Genomic DNA, 25,026 nt, shown 5'->3' with positions numbered 1-25,026 from the left:
GCTTCGTGAATCGTCCACTCGCGTCGAACGCGGCGACCATCTTCGTCGTTCTTCTACTGGTCGCGTCGCCGATGGTCGGTGGGGTCGGAACCGTCGCGGCTCAGAGCGCGCCGGATGGGTTCGTTGGCGTACCGGACACGAACGTCGTCGAGGACCTGCCAGTCGGTGAGAACCGCTCGCTGACCGAGGACGACCTCGAAGGGTCGGTGATGGCGTCCGACCACGCGAGTTCACTTCAGGTAGTCGTGACGACGCCCGAGCGCGCCGAGGAGTACGTGAACGGTTCGCGGGTCGGATCTAGCGGGGACACGGCGCTCGTGTTCCAAGACGAGACGAACCACGAGGGCCGGGAGGTCGCGGTTCCGGCTGACGCGGTTCGCGAAGCGGTCGGGCACACGCCGGAGGTCGTCCATGGTGTACACGAGGACGGTGAGACGTGGACTTCGCAGGTGGACGCGCGCAACGGTCTCTTGGTGTTCGAGATTCCGAAGTTCAGCGCGAACTCGGTGACGTTCGAGGGCGAGGTGTCGATAGACGCGACCGCGCAGGACGGGTCGAGTTTCGTGGCGGATGTCGGCTCGCCGAGTGAGGTCAGCGATTATCAGATAGACGTGACCGGCAAAACGGTTGAAGAATGGGATAACGTCACCGGGGCAGGTCTCGGCGACGGCGACGAGTTGGACGTTCACCCAGACGGGAATCTCGACCCGACTGGACCAGACGGTGACCCTGAGATCATACTGACAGGTGACGGCTTCGAGAACGCGAAAACCGAGGAGGGTTCGGCGACCGATGGCGATTCGACAGGGTTAGACGTTGAGGGTAATCTCGACCCGGCCGGGCAGGACGGCGACGGCGACCCGGAAATCTCGGTGACCGGACGAACGTCACAGGCCGATACGCCTTATCAGTCAAACGACGAAGGTATTCAGGATTGGCTGTGGACTGACAAACCCAGCACGAAGCAGGGCGGCGAGGTTATGGTTAAGGACCCGCCCAAAACAATCACCGGCACAACGTTCCAACTCGTTGATTCGAATAACTGGGAGATGGGTGTTGATGTCTATATCGCCGAGGAAACGCCGGATGGCGATATCGCCGAGGGCGAAAAAGTCGCAGACAATGCAACGTTCAACTCGGGACAAGGGAACAAAACGATAGACCTCGACAGCTATTCGCCGTCGAGCGACGCGGACGAAGTTACCCTCGGGTTCAAGGTCGTGCATATCGACCCGAGTCAGTCGAGTTTCGCACGGTCGGTCCTCAAATCCACAGACGGCGCGGGGGAGGCGTGGGCGTATTCCAAAAACGAGGATGAATATACCTCGCGCTATCCGGCGATTTGGCTCGAAGATGGAACGTCCTCGGATGTGTCGGTCGAGATCGACGACGGCGACTCAGCATCGTTCGGGAGTCCGGGCGACGGCGAGACGGTGACAAGAGACCTCGACCTCTCGACAGACACCGAATCGCTCGATTGGTCGGCGTCGGGCGGGTCGTTCGATTATGAGATTTCGAGGACAGACCGCGCGGCGTCCGAGAATCCAGCACTTGACCTCGACGGCGACGGCACAGACGAAGTCAGTCATAACGGAATCTTAGAGGACGGCGAGACCGTCAGCGAACCGGTGGGCCTCTCGACTGACGACGATTCCGCGACGGTCTCGACCGCGGGCAGTTCGACGGTGGACGCTGAAATACAACTCCAAGAACGCGTCAAAACCCGTGACCCCGCCATCGAGATAAACGGTCACTGGACGAATCACACTGGCGCGCTCGCCGAAGGCGAGACCGCCGAACTGGAGACCAACACGAGCTGGATTCAGGACGGCGAGAATCGAATCAACGTCTCTGTCGGCGATGGAACGCTTTCGGACGACGCACCCACGCCAGCGGTGAATCTCGACTACAGTCACTCCGCACAGGTCCAAGAGTCCACGGAGTACGTGGCGAACGGCTGGGAAGAGTCCTACGAGGTGAACCACACCTTCGCGGGCGACCGAGAGGACGCGACGGTGACGATTCCGTTCTCGCGGACCGTCCACGACATCCGGCACGTCGAGACCTCGGTGAACGGCGGTGAGTGGACCGAACTCGAAAGCGACGACTACGAATTGGAGAACGGCACGACTCTCACCGTTCATCCCGAGGACACCGACGGTGATCCGGGCTTCGAGGCGGGCGACGAACTGGCAGTCCGGACGGCGGGCTACAAAGTACAGGTCAAGAACGGCGAAATCGAGATTACGGACCCAACGGAGCCAAGCGACCCGACGCTCGACGCCGGATTCCGCGTTGACGACATCGAACAGGGCTTCCACCTTGAAGTCGGTGACACCTACCGTGGCGACCGCGTTCACTACACGTACGACGAGTCGTGGGACGCCGACGAAGAAACGGTCCTCGATTCTGACGGCTCGCAGGATATCTACCTCCCCGACGCCGTTCCCGGCGGAACCGCCCGCGTGACGACAATCCCGATGGAAGTCGGACTCGATAGCGGCGATGTGGGCATTCACGTCGTGGACCCCGACGACCCGGAGCTCGAAATCGGACCCGGTAGAGACGACGTTGGGGCGGACGTGACGTATCGATGGTACTCGGCATCGGGCGGAACGACCTACGGCCTGTACAGTCTCTCGCGGACGAGATACGTGGACAAGCAGGAGACCGGCGACTCGTACGTAGCGCTCGTGGACGACGATAGCGAAGAGACGCTCGTGATTCAGAAGCCCGGCGGGGAGGATGCCGGTGGCGGAGACGGGGACGGGTCGTCCGCCGACGGAGGCGGCGGGAGTTGGCAGACGAGTGGTCCGGATACGACGCTCCAAGAGTTCGGTGTCGTCGCGGGCTGGGCGGCACTCGTAGTCGTGCTTATAGGCGCGACAGGGCGCTCGGCGCTGTCGGGTCGGCGACGGTGGATTATCGTCGCCTCGATAGGCGGCGCAACGGGACTGTTCAGCCTCGAAGTGCTTCGACCGGGCGTGGTTTCGAACGCGATAGGTGCGGGTCTCGAAGAGATAATCCCGCTGGCGGGACTCGCCGGAATCGGTATCGTGGGGTACACGGTAGTCTCGTGGTGGCAAGCGCGGAAAGAGAAGGCCAGTACACCAGAGACGCAGGTGGACTTCGAGGTCGGAGGGAGCAGTGACTGACCTATGCTCGCCGAGATAGTGCGTCAGGCGGTCCAGATGTTCGGCCTCCAAGGCGTCAGCGCGGGAGTGCTGGCGCTTCTCTTCGCGGTGGCGCTGTACTCGCACAAGGCGGCCAGCACGGGCCAGCGAGTGGTTCACGTGGGTTCGACGGTGACGCACGACGTGAAGATCGTGGCACTTGTGTTGGCCGCGCTTCTGGTCCTTGGGGTCATCGAGGGCGTGAACATTCAGCGAACCGAAGAACTTGTTCGGCGAGTCGGGGAGATCGACTGGAGTAGATGGATAGCTGAATTAATAGCCGTGCTTTGGTAACGACGTACTACTTCGTATTTCTCTTCTCCAAAAAATCCATACAGAATAGTTATCTGTTTGGATAAGTACCACTAAATCAGAGATGGCGAAAAGGCTGAATAGAAATCGACCAAACCAAAATTCGCACAAGATAACCAAATCTCGGCCTGTGGACGAGGAAAAGAACAAAGCTTCTAATGTGGCTCCTACGATTGAATTTTTCATCACCGAAAACTACAGGCTTCTAACTGTAATCAGCGTCTTTGGTGCACTCGCAACCTACTTATCTCAGTTTCCCGCTACTCCGAACGGTCAAATCGGGGTTGGAGGAAGTCTAATCCTATTTCTAATTACAATTAGTATCGCTATGAAGAAAATTTCCCTAATAGTTCTACAAATTATGGGGTCGAAAAAAGAAGTTCCGTTCTTCCGAAAATTAGGATATTTAGGCCTCTTTATGGGATTTTTCGGGATTTCACTTACAGTCCTCTCATTAATGGCTGAAGAGTATCCAAAAGAATCTGGAGAACTTATTCAACCCATTGCGATGCACTTAGGTGCAATAGCATACATTGGATTCCTATTCGAATCAGATCGGCTGACAGGGTACAACGGAAACTCAAGATTGCAAACCATTGTTCGAACCGCCCCCTATGTTTCGGTCTTTTTTGTTCTTGTCACAGTGGCCGTTACTTGGTCAACTGGTAATCTTCTGATTCCTGAGAATCCCGGCAAGGAACTTGGCTACTTAGCCGGGCTTGCCATCTATCATTCGATATTTACTCTTATAATTGCAGGTCCCGCATATTTCTTCGATTCTCTTGTAGGGCAGTAGGCAAAATTAGGGAGATCGTGGGTCTTTTTTCAGTTGCCAGAAGGCCGTCGGCTCGTGAACGTATTCAATATAGTCGGCCGCATAGAGACGGTCAAGTCGCTTCGTCACGGTTGGTCGAGTTGAATCTGCTTCATCAACCAAATAGCCGGTCGTTGCGTACCCATCCGTTTCCTCAAAGATATCGAGGATTCGCTCCATCACGTCGTCGATCTTAACCGGCATTTGTTGATGACTCATTTTGTCGCTATGCACTTAGTTACAACCACTATCGCTCGCCAATACGAATAGTAGTACTGATTAGTTTAACGTACCGTTAAGAATAAGTGGTGTCTATCTGTACTATCGAGCGAGAAGCGCGGAATGCCGGAGCAAAACCGGACGGCGTTGCACCGCCGCCCGCGCTTCGTCCGAGGTGAACGAAGCAATGGAAACTACCGAGACCCAATCGCAAGAAAGTATCGACCCGAGAACCGCAGACTCCCAGAGGAGTGGTCAGGCGTGACGACCTCCGACAAGCCGACCACCCCGGCAACGGCCGCAAAGTGCGGCTCCTCAGGACTTCTGCGAGACCCCGACAGTATCATCGAACTCGACCCGCAGACGCGTACTCTCCTCGACCTCAAGGACCACATCTCTGCGGCCGAGGCTATCGACTGGACGCTTGTCCCCGGCATCTCCGTCGCCGAGGCGAGCGTCTGGACTCGGAAGTGCGACCTCGCTCGCGAGGAACTTGCGACCACGGAGGTCGGCGATGGCGAGTAGCGAGAAGGACGGCGGTGAAATCAATCCAGTGATAGCGAAGCAGTTGGCCCGCAATCGACTCGCCGACCGGCTACGCCCACCGGCGGAGTCCCAACAGAGCGACATCGCCCAGTTCGTTGACCGCACTGCGAAGATCACGCGAGCACTGGAGAATGGTGAGACACCAAATCGACACGACCTCGGGACGGCTCGATCCTATCTGAAAGAACTGGAAGAGCGAATCGACGAGGTGACTAAGTTGTACGGTTGGAATCCGTGGGACACGGGTGCAAACTGGGGTGAGTTGAGTGAGGAAGATCAGGTAGAAGTAGAGCTGCGAGACGACGCGTAAGTCTCGCCTCTGACGACAGCTTTTCCGAGAAGCCCCCGACTCTGTTCTGATCCAAAATTGCGTCTTATCGTCACCTTTGAGTATCCAGTGAATTTCGATGTCTGCATGGTTAGTTGGACGGTTTTCGTTCCGCCTGTGCTATCTGCTTTGTTAGGGGCGGTGGCCATTAGAGGCGTTGAAATCGTGAGTGCTCGTCGAAAGGCAGTTTCTGCAATCCAGCACGAATTGAGGGAGAACTACCACCGCATTGAAGGAGAAATCAGAGATGTTGAGAACGAGAGGTGGCAAAAGCAGTATACGAGGGAGATTCGGCTCGATGCAATTGATGCGATTAAAGCCGGGAACCCGACAGTCTATGCACAGATTGTAGAGGAAGTAGATAAGTTTCCTACTGCTATGGCCTCACTCGAAAATCTCCGACGAGAAGCTATTGCTTCTCGACAACCGGACGCATTCGTCCCAGACAATGATGACGAGTTAATCAAACGCCTCAGCGAAGTTCAGGAAATCGTTGTCGAGGCCGATAGAAATCTCGTGGACTTTGCTACTAAAGGACTCCTGCGGAGGTTCCTCTATTCTGGTGCAGTTGAAGGTATCGACCAGTTCAAGATCTCGGTAAGGTGGCCTGAGGCTGAGGCCTGAGACAAGATCATCGTCTACCTCCCTACACATTCAGTGACTCAGTAACAGCCAATGCGGGCAACCACGAAGCATGGCAGCGTTCTGCCGCCAGCCGTTTTCTCCCTTCCCATCCAGGGGCATTTCGAGCATCCCTCAATATTCGATCTCGGCGATAATCTCGTCTTGCAGCGCTTGCACGCGATCCATGTCGTCGAAATGGATCCCTTTTGTCCCGTCGTCGCCGACGTCGAGCGTATCGAAGCGCTCCCACGTCTCGGCGTCGGGCCGATAGCCGAGGCCGATCGCGTCCCCGCCGACCACGACGACGAGGACGATCGCAGCGTCGCGAAGTTCGGGACGCTCGCCGTAGATCGGATAGATTCCGCGGACGCGGTCGTGTTCGCCGAGCGAATCAACTTCGGACCGGAGCAGCGGGCGGGCGGGGAGTGAATTGACGATCGCCATATCGGATAACTCGGGTACGCGAGGAAAAAATCTACCTCCGTGGCCTTGTTGAAATCCTTAGGCAGTGATGGATCTCAACGCGTTTGCTAGATACATAGCGCGTAGTCATCAGAACTTCAGCTGACACCTCGTTGACGGGCTACTTAGTGGTCAAGATTACAGAAAGCTATACACGGAATCTTCCCCAATAGTCGAGATACGATGGTACTCCCTGAACCTGGGACGCTCCAAGACGCGGCCCGCCACGCCGAAGCTGTGGCTGATTACGGTATTGACACGAGCAATACCCGAGCGCTTGCCAAGATGCGGAATGCGCTCAAACGTCTGGAGAACGTGGCTGAAGAAGCGCGTAAGCAGGTGATTGAGCCTGCATTAGATGACGAGATGGACGTCGGAGACCGTGTGGCTGGCGTACAAAGGCTGGAGCGCGAGCAGCGAACCGTGACAGACAATGCAGCCGCCTTGGAGATGCTCGAAGACGCTGGCGCGGATCCGGCAGAGGTAATGAGGATCTACCCCAAGCAATTCGTCGACGCCGTCGATGGAACCGGCGTTGACCCATCGGTGGTCATCGATCGCGAGGAGAGCACATATTACCGCCGGGACGAGTGAGCGAGGAAGCCAAGGAAACCCCGGAGTTACACGGGTATCGCGAGCGAGAGCACGGGAGAGCGAAACTCTCCTAAGGGAGTTACGCAGACTTTGATCGGACTTTTGCCAGCAAGCAAGCGATTTCAGCAAAAGGTCTGTGGAAACCCCTAACTAATAGGATTTCATCTCTGCTCGCATGAGAATAACAGTGACGACTTTCTGTATACACCCTGTGTATCTCACACATTAGTACTGTCCGCGGTAGTGGGTCTCAACAAACCCACCTCCGAACTTCACCGCCCTGTCCGCTGTTTCCGCTGTTCTGACGGCGGTAGGGGGTACTTTTTCTCGCATGTGGCCTTAGCCACACTCCCTAAGGGGATACTCCCGTGCGGCGGGAATCGTCTAGTCGAGTTCGTCCCCTCGATACTCGACGAACTTCTCACAGCGCCCCAAAACCCAAAATAGATGCCACTATCTGAGGGCAAAAAGCGGAAAAGATTGCTTGTAGTCGGGGTGTTCGATAGTGTTGCCACTCATCAGTCGGGCTTCAGTCGAGCGCCGACATCACCCGTTTTACCTTCCAATACCGACTTCCGTTCAGCGGCTCGGCGAACTCCACGGTCGCGTTCTCGAAGCGGCCCTTCCGACGACCGGACTGAAGCCAGGCAATCTGACCGTACTCGAGCACTTTCGGAATGAACGGGTCTGTCCCGCTACGGAACCGTGAGAGGGTCGCCTGGATTTTGAGGGTGAGATCGCCGTCTTCCTCCAGGAGGTCAACCGCGTAGCGGTTGAGCCAGCTCTGGAACGCCGACCCCTGCTCCTTCAATTGCTCGGGGTCCATATCCAACACGCGAGCCGCGGCGGTCGCGGCCGTTTCGACGTGTTCGCTGGCGATTTCGATGATCTCCCGAACCTCCTGTTTGATCTTCTCACTGATCCAGCGCACGTTGCCGTTCTGGTTTTCGAGAAGGCCGTCCATCCGGTCGAGACACCGATAAATCGTGCTCATGCTCTCGATGTCGGTGTCCCCGAGGAGTTCGGTGACGTGGTTCTCTCGGCCGCCGTCGGTGGCGAGCACGTCCAGCATGTCCAAGTCCGCGTCGGTGAGGTTCGTCATCGTGCGGACCAGGACGGACTCTTGACTCGCCTCGAGCTGTGGCGTCGGGTCGTCGTATCGACCAATCGTGACCTCACTCTCGCGATTGTGGAAGTGGTCGTCGCTGACGAACGTCGGTGAGCCGGGCTGAACCGGGACGGAGTCCCACGTCAGGACGTTGATTAGCGTCTCTTCGAGTTCCTTCGTAAGTTCGTGGCGTTCGCTCCACGGGACGCTGTTGTCGCTGTTCAACTTCCGCGTGAACAGCGCGCCGATTTTCGGGTGGTACAGCGGGTCCTCGGTGTCGCTCTTCCGGACGTGTTTCGGGTGGTAGTGTTTCAACTGCTTCCCGTAGGAATGGCCGGGAATGAGCTTCTTCGTTGCGGATTTCGGGAGCCGAACGCGGTGGTTGTAGCCGAGAATTTCCTGATTGTCGATTCGGTACTCGGCTTCGATCCCTTCCTCGGTCGCGAGTAGATGCATCAATCGCATGAACGTCCCGTCGTTGGCGACGACTTTGCGGGCCATCTCGCGACGGACCCGGAGATATCGCTCGTACTTCGTGATGTTGCTCATCTCGTGGGGCGTCCCAGAGAAGTACTCCGGCGAAAACCGAAGCCCGTGCTCGCTGGCGACGGTTTGGAGAATCCGAGGGAGCAACTGCTTGGACTCGTCGGGTTCGAGATTGCTGCTTCCTTCGAGGCGGACGTTCACGCCTTCGTCCGCAGCGACATGGTCAAACGGACTGCTGATTTGTTCGCCGGTCTCGTGGTGCTGCATTCCGACGAACCGAGGTTGAATCAGGTACGTCGCCTTCCGCTGGCCGTCACCGTATGCGGCAACGCGCCACTCGTACAGTCGCTCGGTGGCGCTGTCTTCGTCGCGAGGCGCGATGCCTCCCTTCTGGTAGCCGACCGAAACGTCCCACCGTTCGCCAGCGAGCTCGACGTCTTCGAACTGACCGCCGCCGTCGAGGTAGTCCACGACGAGCTTCGAGAGTGTCCAGTACGGACGGAGGCCGTTTTCGACGAAGATGAGGTTGCCTTCGAGTTCGTGCGGCGCGGTCGCAACGTGGCTCACCGGCGGTCACCCCCGTCGGCGGCGACCTCGGTGGAAGAGCGTTCCTTGTCGAAAGACCTCCCGACTGTGGCTTTCGTCGGGCGCTCGTCGTACGGAACCCGCTCACCGTTGGCTTTGACGATGAAGCACTCTTTCGGCGGGACCTCCCGCTCAGTCGGCTGATACCGCTCCGGAAGTTCGTGGGGCCACTCGGTACGGAGGTCCGGGGGACGCTCGCCGTGTTCTTCGAGGAACGCTTCGCGTTCGTCCAACAGGTCGAGAATTGGTTTTCGAGGCCCACGGTCGAGACGGCGCTCGACAGCCTTCCACACCCGGACGATTTCAATGCGGTCGATACCGCGAACGCGGTCTTTGACCATCCGAGACAGCGTGTGGTCGGTGTGATCCGCGCCGTACTCGACGAGTCGGTGGTCAAGGAATCGCGCGGGATTCTCGCCGTGACGATCTTTGAGCCGCCGCTGCCAGTCAGGAAGCGCACCGTCGGGATTCATCGCGACCCTCCATCGACGGTCTCGGAATCGAGTACCCGCGACCACGCGAGCTGACGGTAGCCCCTTTCGGCGCGGTCACCGTGGACTTCGGTCCATCCGTCCGGAAGCACTTCGTCGAGAATCGACGCTGGGATGACCGCCATTGCGAGGACGTGGTGGCCTCGCGGGTCGTAGACGGCGAGCAGGTACGCACCGTTTGCGTTGAGAAGGCGCTGGTGCTGGCGCTGGCGGATGAAGAATCGTCCGGACCGCCCGCTTGCTAACCGGAACTGGGCGGCCTTGATTTCGACCGGGACACCCGTGGCGAGCAGATTTATCGAACAGAAGGTGATGTCCTCGGATGGTTCGAGAAGCGCGGTAACGCGAGCGTCGTGCCACTCTGCCTCGCGGTCGCTGACGTACGTCAGCTCGGGAACCAGCTCTACAACCTCGGCTTCGACCAACTCGCCCGAGCGTTTCGAACTCGGCGTGCTGGCGGTGTCGCTCACGCCGACTCACCTCTGTCGCCGTCAGATTTCGTGCCCAACGGGCCATCGTCAGTGAGTGTAGCTTGTTCGCCGGAGACTTTCCGAGGCGGCGGCCCGTTGTTGTCGGGAATCGTCTCGCCGTCGTGATCCGTCGTCGTTTCGAGCCATGAACGCACCAGATGCTGGACGTAGACCGCAGGAAGTGCGTTTTTCGCGAGGTGTTCTTTCGGCCAGTGGTGACGGTAGCCTTTGGTGGCTTGCCACCAGTCGTGTGTGCGGTCGCTGAAAAAGTACGGCGAGACGGTCTTTTCGCCGAGAGTCCGCTCGCGTGGTGGTGTTTCGACACGGAACGAGGTCTCGAACGCCCGCTCGTAGTGAATCGGCAGGCCGAACATCTTGCCGTTGAGTACCGTCGGATTTCGCAGATCATCGCGAGGCTTGTTCTCGAGAACGTAATCGGTTGCAATCTCTTGAGCAATCTCGCGGGCACGGCCAATCTGATTCTCGTGGTCGTCGGGATCGCCCGAGATGCTCGTCATCTGGCTTTTATCCGTGCACTTCGGATGGAGAAGCGCCAGATCAAGTTTGAGGTCCGGCGTCTCCGCCATAAGGTCCATCTGGAACGTCTGGTCGACGTACGGATTCTCGCGCGGTTCGATGGTCACCCGAACGACCGAGCCAAAGGTCGCGAGCACCTCACTCTCGACGCCGTAGTCCGCGAATAGATGGCCGATGCGGTACGAGGCGTCACACGATGTCACGCCGAACCACCTCCGAGCCAGAAATCGGCGGGCTGAAGAACGTCGTCGGCTTCGACCGCGGCGAGTTCGCGGCCGGTCACGAACCGAACGGCGGGGTCGGTCCCCGTCATCTATCGCTCGACCTCCCGACCCGTATCAGCGCGTTCGGAGTTCCGAACGCGGACGTTCACATCGCTCGGAACTTCGAGGATGACCGTCGGTTCCGAGTCATCTGTCTCAGTCGCACCAGCGGCGCCAGTCGGCTCGCCATCGCGGTTCGAAGTTCCCTCGGGGTCATTCGCGGCGGTCGGCTCCGGAGCGCGTGAGAGGCCCCACAGCGCAATCAGGTCGGCCGTGAGGATGAGCGTCACCCAGTGGTTCGCGAAATCGGGAGCAACGAACGCGACGCCAACCACGGCGATGGCTGCGGTGAATTGAACGGCGAGGCCGTCGATGACGTTGACCCTGCCGAGGACGAACCCGCGATGGTCAATGAGCGGGGGCGTCACTGCCGGTCACCCCCGTCAGAGGCGAGAACAGCGTCCGTGGAGACGTGATGCTGTTTCTGTGGGTCCTCGACCGGGTCGGTGTTGGCGACCTCGCGGCCCGCAGCAGTTCCCTTCTTGATTCTCGTGAAGGTGTCGCAGGAACGGCAACGGTGTGCGTGGTTCTCGTCGTCGCCGAAGACGCGTCTGAAGTCCTTCGGAACCGGATTCTCGCAGAACAGACACCGCGACTCGTCGGGTTCGCCGATGGCGTCCGGGAGTTGGACCGCCATCAGACGGTCACCCCCGACTGGCGGGTGTGTGAACGAACGCTAACCTCTGGTAAGTAGAGGCAATAGCTTCCGCAACACTTTTTTGCAGAATGGGGTCGGAGGGATTTGAACCCCCGATCGACTGATATCTCCGGTCTCGTGCGCCTCGGAACTCCAGAGGGTCGTCACAGCGAACCGATGATCAGTCGGCCGCTCGGTATATCAGCTGGAGTCTCGTCCCGGGCGCGTGGCCTCTGGAGTCAGTCGCCATCCCTGGCTTGGCCACGACCCCGCAGGGATTCGTTGGTCCAGTCGCCCTAAAGGGGTTTCGATTCTTTTCACTCGCGGTCGGTGTCGGCCCAGTCGCAGTCCTGGCACTTCGAGCCGGTGACGAACTCTGTCACGCTCGGCATGTACCCCACTTCGAGCACGTCGCCGCCGCACTCGGGGCACTCGCGGTCTACTTCCGTGATGGATTCGGCGTCCATCACGCGCTCGTCCTCTATCATCTCGGCGAGCGCCTTCGGCGTCACCATCCGACCCTGTACGACGCGGTTGTCAGGCATGGTCGAACGCACTCGTTCCGAGCGGGTAAGCCTTCCCGTCCGCGACGTTCGGGTGGGTCGCTCGCTGCGAATCGAGATGCACCACGACTGTGAAAAAAACCACGTCCGGCCGCGGTCGCAGAGCGACCGCGGCCGGGCGGAGTTCTCGACCGTTTCGACTACCCAGCCGTCACAGCCACGGTTCGCGCGCGTCGTCCTCGCCGGGATAGCCGTAGGTCGTACCGTCCGTCTCGGAGTCGTCGGTGTCCTCGTCGCCCGACCCGTCGGTGACGAACGACCGGACTCTCGCGGCCGGTCCGTCAGCGCTCGGTGCATCCGAGACGACTTCGGGCGTCTCGTCGCCGGGCATTCCGTCGTCGGGAGTCTCGTCGCCGGGCGTTTCGTCGTCCGACTCCTCGATATCGGCCGCGTCCTGGTCCGAGCCGGGGTCGAACGCCAGCAGGCTGGTGACCGCGAGAACCGCGAGCGGGGCGCGACCCGGCGCGAGTTCGAGGATGCTGAGCGGGAGCACGCCGAGTGCGACCGCACTCCCGAACCGGAAGCGGTCGATGTCCACGACGCCCCGAAGCCACGGCGCGGTCAGTGCGACTGCGAGCGCGAAGCCGACGCCCGTCCCGGCGGCCGCCACCGCCCGCAGGACGAGGTCGTAGTCGGGGACAATCGCTAACTCGAAGCCGCCGGGTTGGAAGCTGGCAACCATCCCCAGACCAACGATGACCGCCGGACGCGGGAGGTACTCGCCGATGCGCGAACTCGCGGTTTTGGCGGCGACCGCGAGCATGACGACAGCGGCGAATCGCTTGAACGTCTCGGTGTCGAGCATGCTCTCGATGGTCGGCGCGAACGCGGCTTCGACCGCCGCGAGCGCGATGATTCCGACGCCGACCGCCAACACGATGCTGGCCTGTTCGCGGGGCGTGCCGTCCATCTCGGCGAGGATGACCGCGACGGTGGCGCTCCCGCCGAAGACGAGCAGACCGACTTGGAGAATCTCCAGGGGAGTGTCGAGCGCGCCCGCGAGGACGAGCGCGGGGAAGATGCCGTCTACCAGCGGGAGCGCCATCACGGTGGCGAGAAGCTTCGTCGCGCCACCGACCTGCCGCTCCAAGCGAAGGGCGACTGGGTGTTGTGAACTACTCATGACCCACTAACTGGGATGGCCGTGACCATCGGCCGAGCGGTGGTAACGGTCGCGGTATCTCCGGTGGCCGCCCTCGGCGTCGGGCCGCCGTCCCACGAACGTGTTCTCTACCAGTGTGAAAAACGCCATCGCGAATGTCGGTTTAAAGAAGGTGCCGGAGTCGAGGCTCGTTCGACCGGCGATACGCGATGCGATGGGACTGGTAGAGTCCATACCCGTAATCAAACGCGTTTCCAGCATAAACGTTGCGTGAGAGACAACCCCAATCGGTTTAGAATCGTAGATTACGGCGCTCGAAAATAGAAATTCGTTCGTTTCGGATAGTTCATTTTCACGGTTTCGAGTCTGACGAGTATTCCTGCGCAGACGATGAGAAGAGAGGGACGGCACACTGTGAAATGCACGCATATGCACAACGACACTGCCAGAGACCGACGAACCGGCAGTATCTCGCAACACTTTTGAGCGGCGGGGCTGTTCGGCTTATATGGCGAGAGATTCTACCCCCGGCGGTCAGTACACGGAGAAACTCCGAGTTCCTGAGGCGCTGACGTTCGACGACGTGCTCCTGCGACCCAAAGAGAGCCGCGTCGAACCCGACGAGGCCGACGTGAGCACCCGCGTCTCGACCAACGTCGAACTCAACGTCCCGGTCCTCTCGGCCGCGATGGACACCGTGACCCGAAGCGAACTCGCAATCGCGATGGCTCGACACGGCGGTCTCGGCGTCCTCCACCGGAACATGGACGTAGACGAAGTGGTCGCGGAAGTCGAGCGCGTCAAGCGCGCCGACGAACTCATCATCCGCGACGTGGTGACCGCGAACCCCGACCAGACCGTCCGCGAAGTGGACGAGATGATGGAGCGCGAGGGCGTCTCGGGCGCGCCCGTCGTGAGCGACGACGACAAAGTTCTCGGCATCATCTCGGGCACCGACATCCGACCCTACCTCGAAGTCGGCGAGTCCGACGAAGTGCGGGAGGCGATGACCGACGAAGTCATCACTACCGGGCAGGACGTGACCGCGCGCGAGGCGCTTGAACTCATGTACGAGCACAAAATCGAGCGCGTCCCGGTCGTGGACGACGACAGTCGCCTCCTCGGACTCGTCACGATGCAGGGCATCCTCCAGCGCCGCGAGTACGGCAACGCGGCCCGCGACGAGACGGGACGCCTCCGATGCGGCGTCGCGGTCGGTCCCTTCGAGACCGACCGCGCGGTCGCGGTGGACGAGGCCGATGCGGACGTTCTATTTATCGACTGTGCGCACGCGCACAACCTCAACGTCATCGACGGTGCGCGCGAAATCAAAGAGGCCGTCGAGGCCGACGTGGTAGTCGGCAACGTCGGCACGCGCGAGGCCGCCGAGGACATCGTGGACTTCGCCGACGGCCTGAAGGTCGGCATCGGCCCGGGGTCCATCTGCACCACCCGGGTCGTCTCCGGTTCGGGGATGCCCCAGATTACCGCGGTCGCGGAGGTCGCGGATGTGGCCGCAGACCACGACGTGCCCGTCATCGCCGACGGCGGAATTCGATACTCGGGTGACGCCATCAAGGCCATCGCGGCGGGCGCGGACGCCGTAATGCTCGGTTCGTACTTCGCGGGTACGGACGAGGCTCCGGGTCGAATCATCACCATCGACGGCAAGAAGTACAAGCAGTACCGCGGCATGGGGTCGGTCGGCGCGATGGCGTCGGGCGACGGCGACCGCTATCTCAAGGACGAACCCGACGACGACGAGGAGTACGTCCCGGAGGGCGTCGAGGCCGCCAAGCCCTACAAGGGGAGTCTCGAAAGCGAACTCCACCAGCTCGTCGGCGGGATGCAGTCGGGAATGGGGTACGTCGGCGGTTCGACGATTCCGGAGTTCAAGGAGCGAAGCGAGTTCGTCCGGGTCTCCTCGGCGGGCCAGCAGGAGAGCCACCCCCACGACGTGATGATTACCGACGAAGCGCCCAACTACAGCCCCGGTGAATAAGCGGACGTGATACTCGTCGTCTGCGGACCGCCCGGCGTCGGCAAGACCACCATCGCCAATCGCTTGCACGACCGCCTGCGCGCGGCGGGCCGCGACTTCGAAATTCTTCACTCCGACGACTTTTCGAGCAACACCTACGGACAGCTGTTCGAGCGCGTGCGTGACGACCCCGAGGCCGACTGGATTCTCGACGGGACGTTCTTCGAGCGGGCCACCCAAGAGCGATTTCGGTCGCTTCCGGACGCGCACCTCGTCTCGGTCGCGGCGAGTCTGGAGACGTGTCTCAAGCGAAACCGCGAGCGCGAGAATCCCATCGAACAGCGCGGCGTCCACGCCATGCACGCGAACTTCGACGTGCCCCGAAATCCCGACCTGACGCTCGACACCGAGCGACTGTCGGCCACGGAAGCGACCGACGCGCTGGAGCGATACGTCGAGACGTGGCTGGACGATAACTGAGTGGCGTAACTCGACCACTTTCCAATCCATCGCGTTCGCGCCAGCCCGACTTTTCTTCTGGATAGCATTCGCAAGCGAGCGGTTCGAAGAACCCGAAGCGAAGCGATTCACCGGGAGCGACCGCAGGGAGCGAGCGGACCAAGGAACCCTCAACTGAGGAGATGTGGCGGCTCTGCCGCCACATCTCCGAAGGAGGGGGTGACGCCGTGTTTTTGATCAACCTTTTGCCAGCGAACGACCGCGAGCCGAAGGCTCGTGGTTCGTGAGTGCAGCAAAAGGTTGACGGGCCGGGCGCGATTTGAACACGCGACCGTCTGATTAAGAGTCAGACGCTCTGCCTAACTGAGCTACCGGCCCAACGCATCCTGAATTTGCCCGGTGGGACGTAAATACGTTTCCGTTTTCTCGGACTGTTACCCGTTTCGATTTCGAACCGAACCCCGCGAGGAAACGCGGACCCGCGCGGGTCCCGATTCGATTCCGGCGAGCGAAATCGGAGTGGAAATAATCGCACGAGACCAGCGTTGCGGTGGCTCAGGCGCTCGGTTCGGGACTGTTAAGTGTGGTCCGAAGGAACGCCACAGTATCATGAGCGCCGGGATTACCATCTCCTCGATGTCCGACTACGCCATCTTGGGCTGTGGGTCGGTCGGGCACGCGGTCGCCGAGGAGCTCGTCGAACAGGGGAAGGACGTACTCATCATCGACCGCGACGAGGACCGCGTCGAGGCCCTGCGCGACCAAGACCTGAACGCTCGCACCGCCGACATCCGCGAGGAGGACATCTACGAGTCCATCGCGGACAACGAAGTCGTCCTCATCCTCTCGTCTGACGTGGAGGCCAACAAGAAGGCGGTCGAGAACATCCGCGAGAACGACGGCGACCAATTCATCGTGGTGCGCGCGAGCGACCCCGTCTCGGAGGACGAACTTACCGAACTCGGCGCGGACGTGGTCATCAACCCCTCGACGGTCATCTCGGATTCGGCCCTGCGCGCGCTCGAAACCGGGGAACTGGAGTACAAGGCCCAACAGCTCTCGGAGGTCATCGAGGACAACGACGGCCGACTCGCTATCGTCACCCACGACAACCCCGACCCCGATTCCATCGCGAGCGCAGTCGCGCTCCAAGCCATCGCCGACACGCTCGGCGTCGAGGCCGACATCCTCTACATCGGCGACATCGGCCATCAGGAGAACCGCGCGTTCGTGAATCTGCTCGGCATCGAACTCCACTCGTACGACGACGTGGACATCGGCGACTACGAGACCATCGCGCTGGTGGACCACGCGAAGGCGACCGAGGCGAAGTTCGGGCGGCCGGTAGACATCCTCATCGACCACTTCGAACCCGACGAGGAGTACGAGGCCGAGTTCGTGGACATCCGCCCGAGCGTGAGTTCGACCTCGACGATTCTGACGAAGTACATCCAAGAGTTCGACCTCAACGTCTCCGAAGAGGTCGCGACCGCGCTGCTGTACGGTATCCGCGCGGAGACCCTCGACTTCAAACGCGACACTACCCCCGCCGACCTGACCGCGGCGGCGTTTCTCTACCCCTTCGCCAACCACGACACCCTCGAACAGGTCGAGTCGCCGTCGATGTCGCCCGAGACGCTCGACGTGCTCGCGGAGGCCATCACGAACCGCGAGGTACAGGGGAGCCACCTCGTGAGCAACGCGGGGTTCATCCGCGACAGGGACGCGCTCACGCAGGCGGCCTCCCACCTGCTGAATCTGGAGGGCATCACCACCACCGCCGTCTTCGGCATCGCCGACGACACCATCTACCTCGCGGCGCGCTCGAAGGACATCCGGATGAACATCGGCAAGGTCCTCCAGGACGCGTTCAGCGAAATCGGCGAGGCCGCGGGCCACTCCACGCAGGCCAGCGTCGAGATTCCGCTCGGCATCTTCACCGGCATCGAGACGACCGACGACAACCGCGACACCTTACTGTCGCTGACCGAAGAAGCCGTCAAGCGGAAGCTGTTCGACGCGATGGGCGTGGACGGCGAGGGGAGCAACGGGAGTTAGAAAATCTCGGTCCGAACCGTCAGACGGCCGCCTCCTCTTCTTCGGGTTCGGGCTGGCGGAGTCGCTCGATGATGTCGTTGATGAGCACGACGTCGCCGACCGCGCGCACCCACCGATACGGGATGATAACGCCGTTCTCTCCGGCGATGACGTTCGAGAACAGTTCGTGGTTGAGTTCGCCGAGTGCGAGACCGGAGACGACGCACCCGCTGACGTTCAAGCGGACGTCCTCGACTTCGCCGACGAAGACGCCGTTGTTGGAGTACACCTCCCGGCCGACTAGCGTGGTTATCTCCTGCGGAGTTCCGTCCATGTAGGGACCGATTGTGTGGACGGGTCTTAACTTTTGGCAGACCCCGACCGCGAACCAATCCGACTGCGGACAGTTTCTACCCGCAAACCAATCCCCACCGGAGTCTCATGTCACTCACCAATCGACTCGGCGGCGTCGGCGCGGTCGGCGACCGCGCCGACGCCTACCCCTGTACCGTTCCGACCGACAGGTCCGAGAGTTTCCCTTCGACCGTGTACGCGGGCGTCTCGACCTGAATCGTGGAGTCGGGACCGACATCGTGGAATTTGAGGTGGAGTTCGTAGCTTCCGTCGTCGCCGATGCGTGTCGCCTCGGTCTGGTCGGTCGGGTCGTGGAACGCCCACGCGTCGTCGGTGGCGTGTGCGGGTTCGGTCTCGCCCCGGATGACCCAGTTTTCGGGCTGGTCCTCCGTGTCGCTGCCCCGAACCGGGTAGCCCAAATCGAACCACTCCCAGAAGCCCTCGTCGATGACGTACACCTCCTCGTAGCCGTTCTGGATGAGGTCGGCCGCCCGAATTCCCGACAGGTGGTGGGGACAGCCACAGTAACAGACGATGCGCTCGTCTTTCGGCCAGTCCGCGACGGGGTCGTCGTCCCGGCCGCTCGACGGACTCAGGACCGCGCCGTACACGCGAGACTCCTCGTACTGCTTCGCGCCGCGCGCGTCGGCGAATCTGGCTTCGCCGCGCTTGTACCAGTAGTGGGTGACGTCCACCGGGGCTAACGGCACGTCCACGCCGTCGTGTTCGGAGGTGCCGAACGACGAGGTGTCGATGTCGCGCTCCTCGGGGACGTCGTCGAACTCCGGCGGGTAGCCGTCGGTGTTCTCGTCCGAGGGGGTCGGGAGGTCGCTCCCGTCGCCATCTCCGCTGCCGCCGTTCCCGCCGCCTACGCCGCCGAGACAGCCAGCGGTCATCGAAAGGGACGCCACACCGGTCGCCAAGAACGTTCGGCGTTTCATCTTTCGTAGCGGTAGCGACCGCTGAGGCATTAATTTTATTATGTTGCGTTTCGCAGACAGGTGCCAGAAATCAGTCTCTCGGAACGGTGGAACTATTCGTGGAGATTCGGGTCGTCCGCCCGAGGTCCGGATTTCCGTTTCGGCCATCTTTAGGACGCCGAGGGTGCAAGCACTCGCATGGTCGAAGAACGCGACGAACTCCTGATGACGCCCGGCCCGACCGAACTCCTGCCAGACGTGCGCGAGGCGATGGGTCGCCCGCTCGTGAACCCCGACGTGGAAGCGGAGTTCGCAGACTACTACCGGTCGCTCCTCGACAAGCTCGCGACCGTCTACGACACCGACGACGAGACGGTGATTCTCGCGGGCGAGGGCATCCTCGGTCTCGAAGCCAGCGCCGCGTCGCTGGTCGAAGACGGCGACGACGTGCTGTGTCTCGCGAACGGCATCTACGGCGAGGGGTTCGCCGACTTCGTGGAAATGCACGGCGGGGACCCCACGATTCACGCCACCGATTTCGACGCCGGATTCGACCCTGAAGCGGTCAAAGCCGCAGTCGAGGATGGCGACTTCGCGGCCGCCACGCTGGTCCACTGCGAGACGCCGACCGGCGTGCTCAACGACTTCGAGGAGGTTCTACAGATTCTGCAGGACGCGGGCGTACTGACCGTCGTGGACGCGGTCTCGTCGCTCGGCGGAACCGCGGTTCCGGTCGAACACATCGACGTGTGCCTCGGGGCGTCCCAGAAGTGCTTCAGTTCGCCGCCCGGTCTCACCACGCTCTCGGTCAGCGACCGGGCGTGGGAGAAGGTCGAGGCGACCGAACAGGACTCGTTCTACACGAGCCTCGAACCGTGGCGCGACCCCGATTTGTCGGGCGACGGCCCGGCGTTCCTACCCTACACCCACGCCGTGTCGAACCTCTACGCGCTCGAAGCCTCGCTCGACCGCCTCCTCGACGAGGGCCTCGAATCGGTCCACGACCGCCACGAGGCCGCGGCCGAGCGGTGTCGCGAGCGCGGCCGCGACCTCGGACTCGAACCGTTCGCGCCCGAAGGCCTCCGGTCGCCGACCGTGACTGCCTTCGAAATCGAGGGGAGCGCGACCGAGATTCGCGACCGACTCGAAGCCGACCACGGCGTCGTCGTCGCCACCAGTCTCGGCGACTTCGAGGACGACCTCCTCAGAGTCGGGCACATGGGCTACGGCGCGCAAGTCGAGCGCGTCGAGCGCACGATGGACGCGCTCGAATCCGTGTTGAACTGACCTCCCGCGGCCTCTCGTAACGGTCGTGTTTTGAAAGGCTTCGCTCGGCGACCCAAGTGGGTGGTGGGACTGAAAGGGGCCGCCCGGTCGCGCCCGAAGGGTGAGGTCGTCTGACCGACCCCTATCCGCGGCGGGCGGTGCTGAGAGCCTCGGATATGTCGGTCAGACGACCGCGACCGGGCGGGGGCTTTCGGATTGTTGTTAGCTTTGTCGTCCACTGCGGTTCGTAGCGACTGGACGAGACGTTCTGCTTCGAACGTCTCCACTATCGTAGAGTTTCTCGCGGACCATTTATTCTCCCACCACCCCACGCGCTTAAGGACTCAGACGAAGTACTCCGGTTCTATGCCCAAAATCGAAGTCGATGAACGAACAGTCGAGCGACTCGACAGCCTCCAGACCGAGGACGAGACGTACGACGAACTCATCAACGAACTCATCAGCATCTACGAAGCCGAGGAACTCACACTGTTCCACGGCGGCGACGAGATTTAAGTTTCTGCGCGCGCGACGACCGTCTCGCCCGCTCGGACGGTCTGGCCGCGCTCGACCGCCACGTCGTCCATCTCGATAGATTCGGGTAGGAGAACGTCCGCCCGGCTCCCGAACGAGATGTGGCCGAGTCGGTCGCCGCGTTCGAGTTCGTCGCCCGGTTCGACGTAGGGGTGGATGCGCCGGGCGAACGCGCCCGCGATGAGCGTCACCTCGTGGTCCGCGAATCGGACGTGGACCTTCTCGTTGTTGTCCGACTCCTTCGAGAACGCCGGGCGGTGCTTTCCGGGTTCGTGTTCGACCGCCTCGACGCGACCCCCGAGGGGTGCGCGATTGACGTGCACGTCGGTCACGTTCATGAACACGCCGACTCGGACGCGGTCGCCCTCCTCGCGGACGACCGACACGCGGCCGTCGGCGGGCGCGACGACGCCGGATTCGGGCGGTGTGCGGTCGGGGTCGCGGTGGAAGTGGAGCGCACCGCCCGCGAGCGCGACGAACGCGAGCGCGACGGCGTTTCGAATCCGTGAGGAGACTGCCGACGCAACTGCGAGCGCGAGCGCGAGGGCGGCGTACCGCCACGCGCCGGGGGCAAACCGACCCATTACTCGCTGGCCGTCCGGCGGACCTGCTCCCACTTGCCGCTCGATTCGAGGTGCTGTTGGAGTTCGTCGGCGTACTCCTGTGTGAGTCGCTCGGCCGCCCGGAGGCGCTCGTCGTCCGCGCCGCCCGCGCCGCCGCCGAGTCCGAGCGCGTCCTTGACGGAGTCGAAGATGCCGCCGCCCCCCTTCGACGGGCCACCTCCGCCGCCCGCGCCTATCGCGCCCATCTGGTCCCGGATGTTGTCGAGTTCGGGCATCACCTGCTCGATTTTCGAGGTCTCCGCGACGATTCGCGCGCGCTCCTCGTCGTCGGGGTTCTCGATTTCGAACTCGACCGCGGTCATGATGAGACCCCACTCCTGCCGGGAGAACTCCGAGTCGGAGACCCGCTGGGCGAACTGCTGGTCTACCGTCATCCGGTCGCCCACGATTACGTCCTGCCAGCCTCTGTTGGACATGTCCGGACTCTTGGATTCGGGGGTGCATGAGGGTTTTCCTGCGAGATGCGAGACGCCGGGCGGTCGTGTCCTCGGTCCGGACTACTCAGAGCGCGGGAAGGCGGGGAACGACAGCTCCACCGGCGAAAACACGTCGTACACCGACTGGTGGCACTGACAGTACACTGCGTCTTCGGCGCCGAACTTCGAGGCGTCCCGAGACGAATTGAACCCGGGCGTACAGCAAAAGTGCGTACATTTGTCGAGCCAAGCGACGAAGTCCGACTCGGTCGCTTCCCGGAGGAAGGCGGGGGTGGTACTCGCTTCGGGGAGGTTCGACACCTTCGGCGACCGGAGTACCTGTACCGGGAGCTCTTGGACGTCCTCGTCGCCGTCCGACTGCGAGCGCCACGTCGTCTGTGCGGGCTTACCAGCGCCGCGAGACCCGATGTCGTTGGTCCACGTCTCGTAGTCCGAAAAGTCGTCTACGTGGAGCTTCTCTCCCGGGTCGAGTTCGTCCTGCCAGTCGTACATGCCGGGGCTGGACCGCAGGAAGTTGTCCTGGTCCGCTTCCGGTCGGAGACCCTGTGCCGTCTGTGCGCCGCAGTACTGGAACCACCGGCCGGTGTAGGTCACTTCGCCCATCTGTTGTTCGGTCACGACAATCGTACTGCCGTCTTCGCGCACTTCTTCCTTCGTCTCGGGCCAGATGCCTTTCAGATACCCCTCGTCGTCGACAGTGAGCGGCACGATGGGCATCCCTCGCGGAGCGGGACCAGCAGTGTTCTCGATGCCGACGTAGTCGGTCAGCCCGCCAGTGCCACCGACTTCGTAGGTGGCCGTATTCAAGGCGGCCGTAGCAGCGGTACCGGCACCGGTGAGCGTCGCGCTTCCGACGACTCCCTTCACGAATCGACGCCGCCCGCTCTCGGATGGATACTTGTCTTCGTCCATGGAGGTGGCTACCAATTCAGTTAGAGATTTTGTATATTTGGGATTACATATACAGTAGCTGAGAACGACCCGAACGCTTAATTGTTAGAAGGAAGATATTATCGGGGTCGTCCGTCCGATGCGAATCGCGTCGCTGTTCGACACTATTTCCCAAAAACCGACGGACGGCGCCGGTTCAGAACGCGCCGCTCTCGACTTTCACGTCGGCCTTGAGCGAGTCCTTCAGCGCGTCGTGAACCTTACAGAGTTGGTCGGCGCGCTCGACGACCTTCTCGGCCTGTTCGTCGTCCATCTCGGCCTCGGTTTTGACCGTAAAGGAGACCGCATCGAGTTTGTCGTCGTCGTTGAGGTCTCCCTCCACGTCGATTTCGATGCGGCCGAGGTCGCCCACGTCGCGCTGCTCGCCGCCGACGCGGAGCGCGGGGACGTAGCACGACCCGTACGCCGCGAGCAGACTTTCGAGCGTATCGGGCGCTTCCTCGCCGGTCGCGTCGATGTCTACCTCGAAGTCCCGAATCTCGTTCGTCGCCGAGTACCCCTCCTCTGAGATGGTGATGACGTTCTTCGACATGCGTCCGAATCAACACTCGCCACGCCCCTAAGTATTGCTCATTGAGTAGGAAGAGCCACGAACGGCGTCGGGGGTCGCGTCCGCGACCGAGACCATAGAATTTTATTCCGCCTGGTGGAACGGAGAGACATGCCGTACAGCTACACCCCCCACCACTTCGAAGATTTCGAGGAAGGCCAGACGTTCGAGAGCGTCGGCCGCACCGTGACCGAGTACGACTTCGTCCAGCACTCCGCGTTCGCGGGCGACTGGACCGAACTCCACACCAACAAGGAGTACGCCGAGGAGGAATACTTCGGCGAGCGCGTCGCCCACGGCCCGATGACGTTCACTCTCGCCACCGGGTTCGTCTACCGGTGTGGTTTCCTCGAGCGCACCGTCCTCGCGTTCCTCGGGATGAACTACATGGACATCCCGAACCCCGTCTACATGGACGACACGATTTCGCTCGACATGGAGGTCGTCGAGACGAAAGAACTCAGCAGTCGGGACGACGCCGGACTCGTGGTTATCGACACCACGATGACGAACCAGGAGGACACGGTCGTTTTTGAAGGCGACATGAAGTTCCTGATTAAGAAGGAGGACTGAGACAACGAATCCCTCTCCGCCGATTTCGTTATCATTTTTGATATTGGTAATAATACAAATATATCCGGGGAGAGAGGTCTCGGCTATGGGACTTGTAACAGTCGTTCTCGGTATCGGTCTCGGACTCGTCGTCGCCTACATCGGAATGCTGACGCTGACCAGCGCCATCTTCTACGGAAATGAGGTTCGCGCTGCCCTCAAGTCGGTCACGGAAATCGAGACGGCCGATGGCGGCCTTACGAAGATTCGTGGGACAGTCACCGAAGCCGACGCGACTATCGACCCGGCCGTCACCGACGAGTCGACCGTGGTATCCTCCGTCACGCGCTCGGTCAAGGAGGGAGTCACCGGAGCGCTCGGCAGTTGGGATGAAACGTACCGAATCGACCGGATGGTACCCTTTCGCGTCGAAGACGAGACGGGAACGGTACTCGTCGACCCGACCGACGAACTCGAAGAGGAAGCACTGGAGGAGGTCCACCGAAGCACGTCGACCGAATTCGACGCCGGAGAGGTCGTTCCCAATCGAATCGAGAACGTGTTTTCCCCCGCGAGCGAAGAGCAGGCGGTCGCGCGAGTCGTAAACGAACTCGACGGGTTCGACGGTGACGACCGCGAGCAGAACGCCGCGGCGGTCGGCGCACCCGCGAGTACCGGAAACGTCGAAAGCGACGGTGGAACGGTGACCAGCGACGTGGCCCAGCGATTCGAGGAGCGCCACGTTTCGCCCGGCGACGAGGTGTACGTAATCGGGCAACTGGAGACGGACGAGTCGGGTGAACGACGCGTGACGAACGGCGGACTCCTCTTTCGAATCCTGACCGAGAAGCGGAACGGGGCCGTCTTCGGACACCTCGGCTACTCACTGCTCTTTGGGCTCATCACGCTCTTTCTCGCCGTTCTGATGAAAAATTTGGTTCAGGACCTGATTCCCGAGATGCTCGCGCTGTTCTGACCGATTCGGGCG

General features: G+C 61.3%; 31 protein-coding genes and 2 tRNA genes. 14 read left to right on the top strand and 19 right to left on the bottom strand.

Annotated elements, in window-relative coordinates:
• Positions 1-5: 5 nt before the first annotated feature.
• The 3 genes from EKH81_RS14485 to EKH81_RS14475 all read left to right on the top strand — a co-directional run bounded on the left by EKH81_RS14485 (position 6) and on the right by EKH81_RS14475 (position 4,281).
• Entirely contained in the window at positions 6-3,155 is a 3,150-nt protein-coding gene (locus EKH81_RS14485) for a hypothetical protein (protein WP_238392197.1), read from the top strand.
• A gap of 3 nt (positions 3,156-3,158) precedes the next feature.
• On the top strand, positions 3,159-3,467 hold the full coding sequence (locus EKH81_RS14480; protein ID WP_132060240.1) for a hypothetical protein: 309 nt from the start codon (positions 3,159-3,161) through the stop codon (positions 3,465-3,467).
• A gap of 148 nt (positions 3,468-3,615) precedes the next feature.
• Positions 3,616-4,281 (top strand): archaellin/type IV pilin N-terminal domain-containing protein, encoded by a 666-nt coding sequence (locus EKH81_RS14475; RefSeq protein WP_162224638.1) that lies wholly within the window; start codon positions 3,616-3,618, stop codon positions 4,279-4,281.
• Positions 4,282-4,287: 6 nt separating this feature from the next.
• Here the strand turns inward: EKH81_RS14475 and EKH81_RS14470 are convergent, their stop codons facing one another.
• Positions 4,288-4,533, bottom strand: a complete 246-nt coding sequence (locus tag EKH81_RS14470) for a helix-turn-helix domain-containing protein (RefSeq protein ID WP_202935156.1) — start codon at positions 4,531-4,533, stop codon at positions 4,288-4,290.
• Between the two features lie 246 nt (positions 4,534-4,779).
• On the opposite strand from EKH81_RS14470, the gene EKH81_RS14465 reads away from it, so the two are divergent.
• From EKH81_RS14465 to EKH81_RS14455, 3 genes are all read left to right on the top strand, one after another.
• The gene (locus EKH81_RS14465; RefSeq protein WP_132060236.1) at positions 4,780-5,043 is read left to right on the top strand and encodes a hypothetical protein; all 264 of its coding nucleotides are present in this window, start codon (positions 4,780-4,782) and stop codon (positions 5,041-5,043) included.
• Positions 5,033-5,374, top strand: a complete 342-nt coding sequence (locus EKH81_RS14460; RefSeq protein ID WP_132060234.1) for a hypothetical protein — start codon at positions 5,033-5,035, stop codon at positions 5,372-5,374. Before EKH81_RS14465 ends, EKH81_RS14460 begins: the two co-directional genes overlap by 11 nt.
• 105 nt (positions 5,375-5,479) lie before the next feature.
• Positions 5,480-6,016, top strand: a complete 537-nt coding sequence (locus EKH81_RS14455) for a hypothetical protein (protein ID WP_132060232.1) — start codon at positions 5,480-5,482, stop codon at positions 6,014-6,016.
• 132 nt (positions 6,017-6,148) lie between these two features.
• Here the strand turns inward: EKH81_RS14455 and EKH81_RS14450 are convergent, their stop codons facing one another.
• Positions 6,149-6,460 (bottom strand): DUF7964 domain-containing protein, encoded by a 312-nt coding sequence (locus EKH81_RS14450; protein ID WP_132060230.1) that lies wholly within the window; start codon positions 6,458-6,460, stop codon positions 6,149-6,151.
• A gap of 201 nt (positions 6,461-6,661) precedes the next feature.
• Here EKH81_RS14450 and EKH81_RS14445 point away from each other — a divergent pair, with 201 nt between their 5' ends.
• Positions 6,662-7,072 carry a DUF7983 family protein gene (locus EKH81_RS14445; protein ID WP_132060228.1) on the top strand — a complete coding sequence of 137 codons (411 nt, stop codon included), beginning with the start codon at positions 6,662-6,664 and terminating at the stop codon, positions 7,070-7,072.
• 529 nt (positions 7,073-7,601) lie between these two features.
• Here the strand turns inward: EKH81_RS14445 and EKH81_RS14440 are convergent.
• The 10 genes from EKH81_RS14440 to EKH81_RS14395 form a co-directional block, all read right to left on the bottom strand.
• Entirely contained in the window at positions 7,602-9,233 is a 1,632-nt protein-coding gene (locus EKH81_RS14440) for a DUF7845 domain-containing protein (protein ID WP_132060226.1), read from the bottom strand.
• The gene (locus EKH81_RS14435; protein ID WP_132060224.1) at positions 9,230-9,724 is read right to left on the bottom strand and encodes a hypothetical protein; all 495 of its coding nucleotides are present in this window, start codon (positions 9,722-9,724) and stop codon (positions 9,230-9,232) included. Before EKH81_RS14435 ends, EKH81_RS14440 begins: the two co-directional genes overlap by 4 nt.
• Entirely contained in the window at positions 9,721-10,212 is a 492-nt protein-coding gene (locus EKH81_RS14430; protein WP_132060222.1) for a PD-(D/E)XK family putative nuclease, read from the bottom strand. Before EKH81_RS14430 ends, EKH81_RS14435 begins: the two co-directional genes overlap by 4 nt.
• Positions 10,209-10,886 (bottom strand): hypothetical protein, encoded by a 678-nt coding sequence (locus tag EKH81_RS14425; RefSeq protein WP_132060220.1) that lies wholly within the window; start codon positions 10,884-10,886, stop codon positions 10,209-10,211. Before EKH81_RS14425 ends, EKH81_RS14430 begins: the two co-directional genes overlap by 4 nt.
• Positions 10,887-11,062: 176 nt before the next feature.
• Positions 11,063-11,440, bottom strand: a complete 378-nt coding sequence (locus tag EKH81_RS14420) for a hypothetical protein (protein ID WP_132060218.1) — start codon at positions 11,438-11,440, stop codon at positions 11,063-11,065.
• The gene (locus EKH81_RS14415) at positions 11,437-11,709 is read right to left on the bottom strand and encodes a DUF7563 family protein (protein WP_202935155.1); all 273 of its coding nucleotides are present in this window, start codon (positions 11,707-11,709) and stop codon (positions 11,437-11,439) included. The genes EKH81_RS14420 and EKH81_RS14415 overlap by 4 nt, the downstream gene beginning before the upstream one ends.
• 90 nt (positions 11,710-11,799) lie before the next feature.
• A tRNA-Trp gene (locus EKH81_RS14410) sits at positions 11,800-11,980 on the bottom strand.
• 46 nt (positions 11,981-12,026) lie between these two features.
• Positions 12,027-12,254, bottom strand: coding sequence for a DUF5795 family protein (locus EKH81_RS14405; protein WP_132060216.1), 228 nt, complete (start codon positions 12,252-12,254; stop codon positions 12,027-12,029).
• Positions 12,255-12,423: 169 nt separating this feature from the next.
• Complete coding sequence (locus EKH81_RS14400; protein ID WP_132060214.1) at positions 12,424-13,395, bottom strand: DUF5794 domain-containing protein; 972 nt, start codon at positions 13,393-13,395, stop codon at positions 12,424-12,426.
• A 6-nt stretch (positions 13,396-13,401) separates the two neighbouring features.
• Positions 13,402-13,608, bottom strand: a complete 207-nt coding sequence (locus tag EKH81_RS14395) for a DUF8099 family protein (RefSeq protein WP_132060212.1) — start codon at positions 13,606-13,608, stop codon at positions 13,402-13,404.
• 274 nt (positions 13,609-13,882) lie between these two features.
• On the opposite strand from EKH81_RS14395, the gene guaB reads away from it, so the two are divergent.
• Positions 13,883-15,376, top strand: coding sequence for an IMP dehydrogenase (gene guaB / locus EKH81_RS14390; protein WP_132060210.1), 1,494 nt, complete (start codon positions 13,883-13,885; stop codon positions 15,374-15,376).
• Positions 15,377-15,382: 6 nt separating this feature from the next.
• Positions 15,383-15,835 (top strand): AAA family ATPase, encoded by a 453-nt coding sequence (locus EKH81_RS14385; RefSeq protein WP_132060208.1) that lies wholly within the window; start codon positions 15,383-15,385, stop codon positions 15,833-15,835.
• Between the two features lie 283 nt (positions 15,836-16,118).
• On the opposite strand, the gene EKH81_RS14380 is transcribed toward EKH81_RS14385, so the two are convergent.
• A tRNA-Lys gene (locus tag EKH81_RS14380) sits at positions 16,119-16,192 on the bottom strand.
• 231 nt (positions 16,193-16,423) lie between these two features.
• On the opposite strand from EKH81_RS14380, the gene EKH81_RS14375 reads away from it, so the two are divergent.
• Positions 16,424-17,872, top strand: coding sequence for a DHH family phosphoesterase (locus EKH81_RS14375; protein WP_132060206.1), 1,449 nt, complete (start codon positions 16,424-16,426; stop codon positions 17,870-17,872).
• 19 nt (positions 17,873-17,891) lie between these two features.
• Here the strand turns inward: EKH81_RS14375 and EKH81_RS14370 are convergent, their stop codons facing one another.
• Positions 17,892-18,185: a PRC-barrel domain-containing protein gene (locus EKH81_RS14370; protein ID WP_132060204.1), complete on the bottom strand. Its 294-nt coding sequence runs from the start codon at positions 18,183-18,185 to the stop codon at positions 17,892-17,894.
• 163 nt (positions 18,186-18,348) lie between these two features.
• Positions 18,349-19,101, bottom strand: coding sequence for a rhodanese-like domain-containing protein (locus tag EKH81_RS14365; RefSeq protein ID WP_202935154.1), 753 nt, complete (start codon positions 19,099-19,101; stop codon positions 18,349-18,351).
• Between the two features lie 222 nt (positions 19,102-19,323).
• Between EKH81_RS14365 and EKH81_RS14360 the strand changes: the two genes are divergently transcribed.
• Together EKH81_RS14360 and EKH81_RS19415 are read left to right on the top strand one after the other, a co-directional pair.
• Positions 19,324-20,412 (top strand): pyridoxal-phosphate-dependent aminotransferase family protein, encoded by a 1,089-nt coding sequence (locus tag EKH81_RS14360; RefSeq protein WP_132060200.1) that lies wholly within the window; start codon positions 19,324-19,326, stop codon positions 20,410-20,412.
• Between the two features lie 345 nt (positions 20,413-20,757).
• On the top strand, positions 20,758-20,907 hold the full coding sequence (locus EKH81_RS19415) for a DUF7557 family protein (RefSeq protein ID WP_202935153.1): 150 nt from the start codon (positions 20,758-20,760) through the stop codon (positions 20,905-20,907).
• Here EKH81_RS19415 and EKH81_RS14355 read toward each other — a convergent pair.
• The 4 genes from EKH81_RS14355 to EKH81_RS14340 all read right to left on the bottom strand — a co-directional run bounded on the left by EKH81_RS14355 (position 20,904) and on the right by EKH81_RS14340 (position 23,468).
• Positions 20,904-21,509: a protein sorting system archaetidylserine decarboxylase gene (locus tag EKH81_RS14355; protein ID WP_132060198.1), complete on the bottom strand. Its 606-nt coding sequence runs from the start codon at positions 21,507-21,509 to the stop codon at positions 20,904-20,906. The two genes, EKH81_RS19415 and EKH81_RS14355, sit on opposite strands and share 4 nt — an antisense overlap.
• A complete protein-coding gene (locus EKH81_RS14350) occupies positions 21,509-21,964 on the bottom strand; it encodes a DUF5799 family protein (protein WP_132060196.1) in 456 nt (151 codons plus the stop codon). Before EKH81_RS14350 ends, EKH81_RS14355 begins: the two co-directional genes overlap by 1 nt.
• Before the next feature lie 81 nt (positions 21,965-22,045).
• Positions 22,046-22,897, bottom strand: coding sequence for a Rieske 2Fe-2S domain-containing protein (locus tag EKH81_RS14345; protein WP_132060194.1), 852 nt, complete (start codon positions 22,895-22,897; stop codon positions 22,046-22,048).
• 175 nt (positions 22,898-23,072) lie between these two features.
• On the bottom strand, positions 23,073-23,468 hold the full coding sequence (locus tag EKH81_RS14340; protein WP_132060192.1) for an OsmC family protein: 396 nt from the start codon (positions 23,466-23,468) through the stop codon (positions 23,073-23,075).
• 129 nt (positions 23,469-23,597) lie between these two features.
• Here EKH81_RS14340 and EKH81_RS14335 point away from each other — a divergent pair, with 129 nt between their 5' ends.
• Positions 23,598-24,059, top strand: coding sequence for a MaoC/PaaZ C-terminal domain-containing protein (locus tag EKH81_RS14335; protein ID WP_132060190.1), 462 nt, complete (start codon positions 23,598-23,600; stop codon positions 24,057-24,059).
• A gap of 85 nt (positions 24,060-24,144) precedes the next feature.
• Positions 24,145-25,014: a hypothetical protein gene (locus tag EKH81_RS14330; protein ID WP_132060188.1), complete on the top strand. Its 870-nt coding sequence runs from the start codon at positions 24,145-24,147 to the stop codon at positions 25,012-25,014.
• Positions 25,015-25,026 lie beyond the last annotated feature (12 nt).

The sequence above is a fragment of the Halorussus amylolyticus genome, assembly GCF_004143485.2.
Taxonomy (GTDB): domain Archaea; phylum Halobacteriota; class Halobacteria; order Halobacteriales; family Haladaptataceae; genus Halorussus; species Halorussus amylolyticus.
The sequence above is the reverse complement of the archived record's forward strand: the minus strand, read 5'-3'. Positions and strand labels throughout refer to the sequence as shown.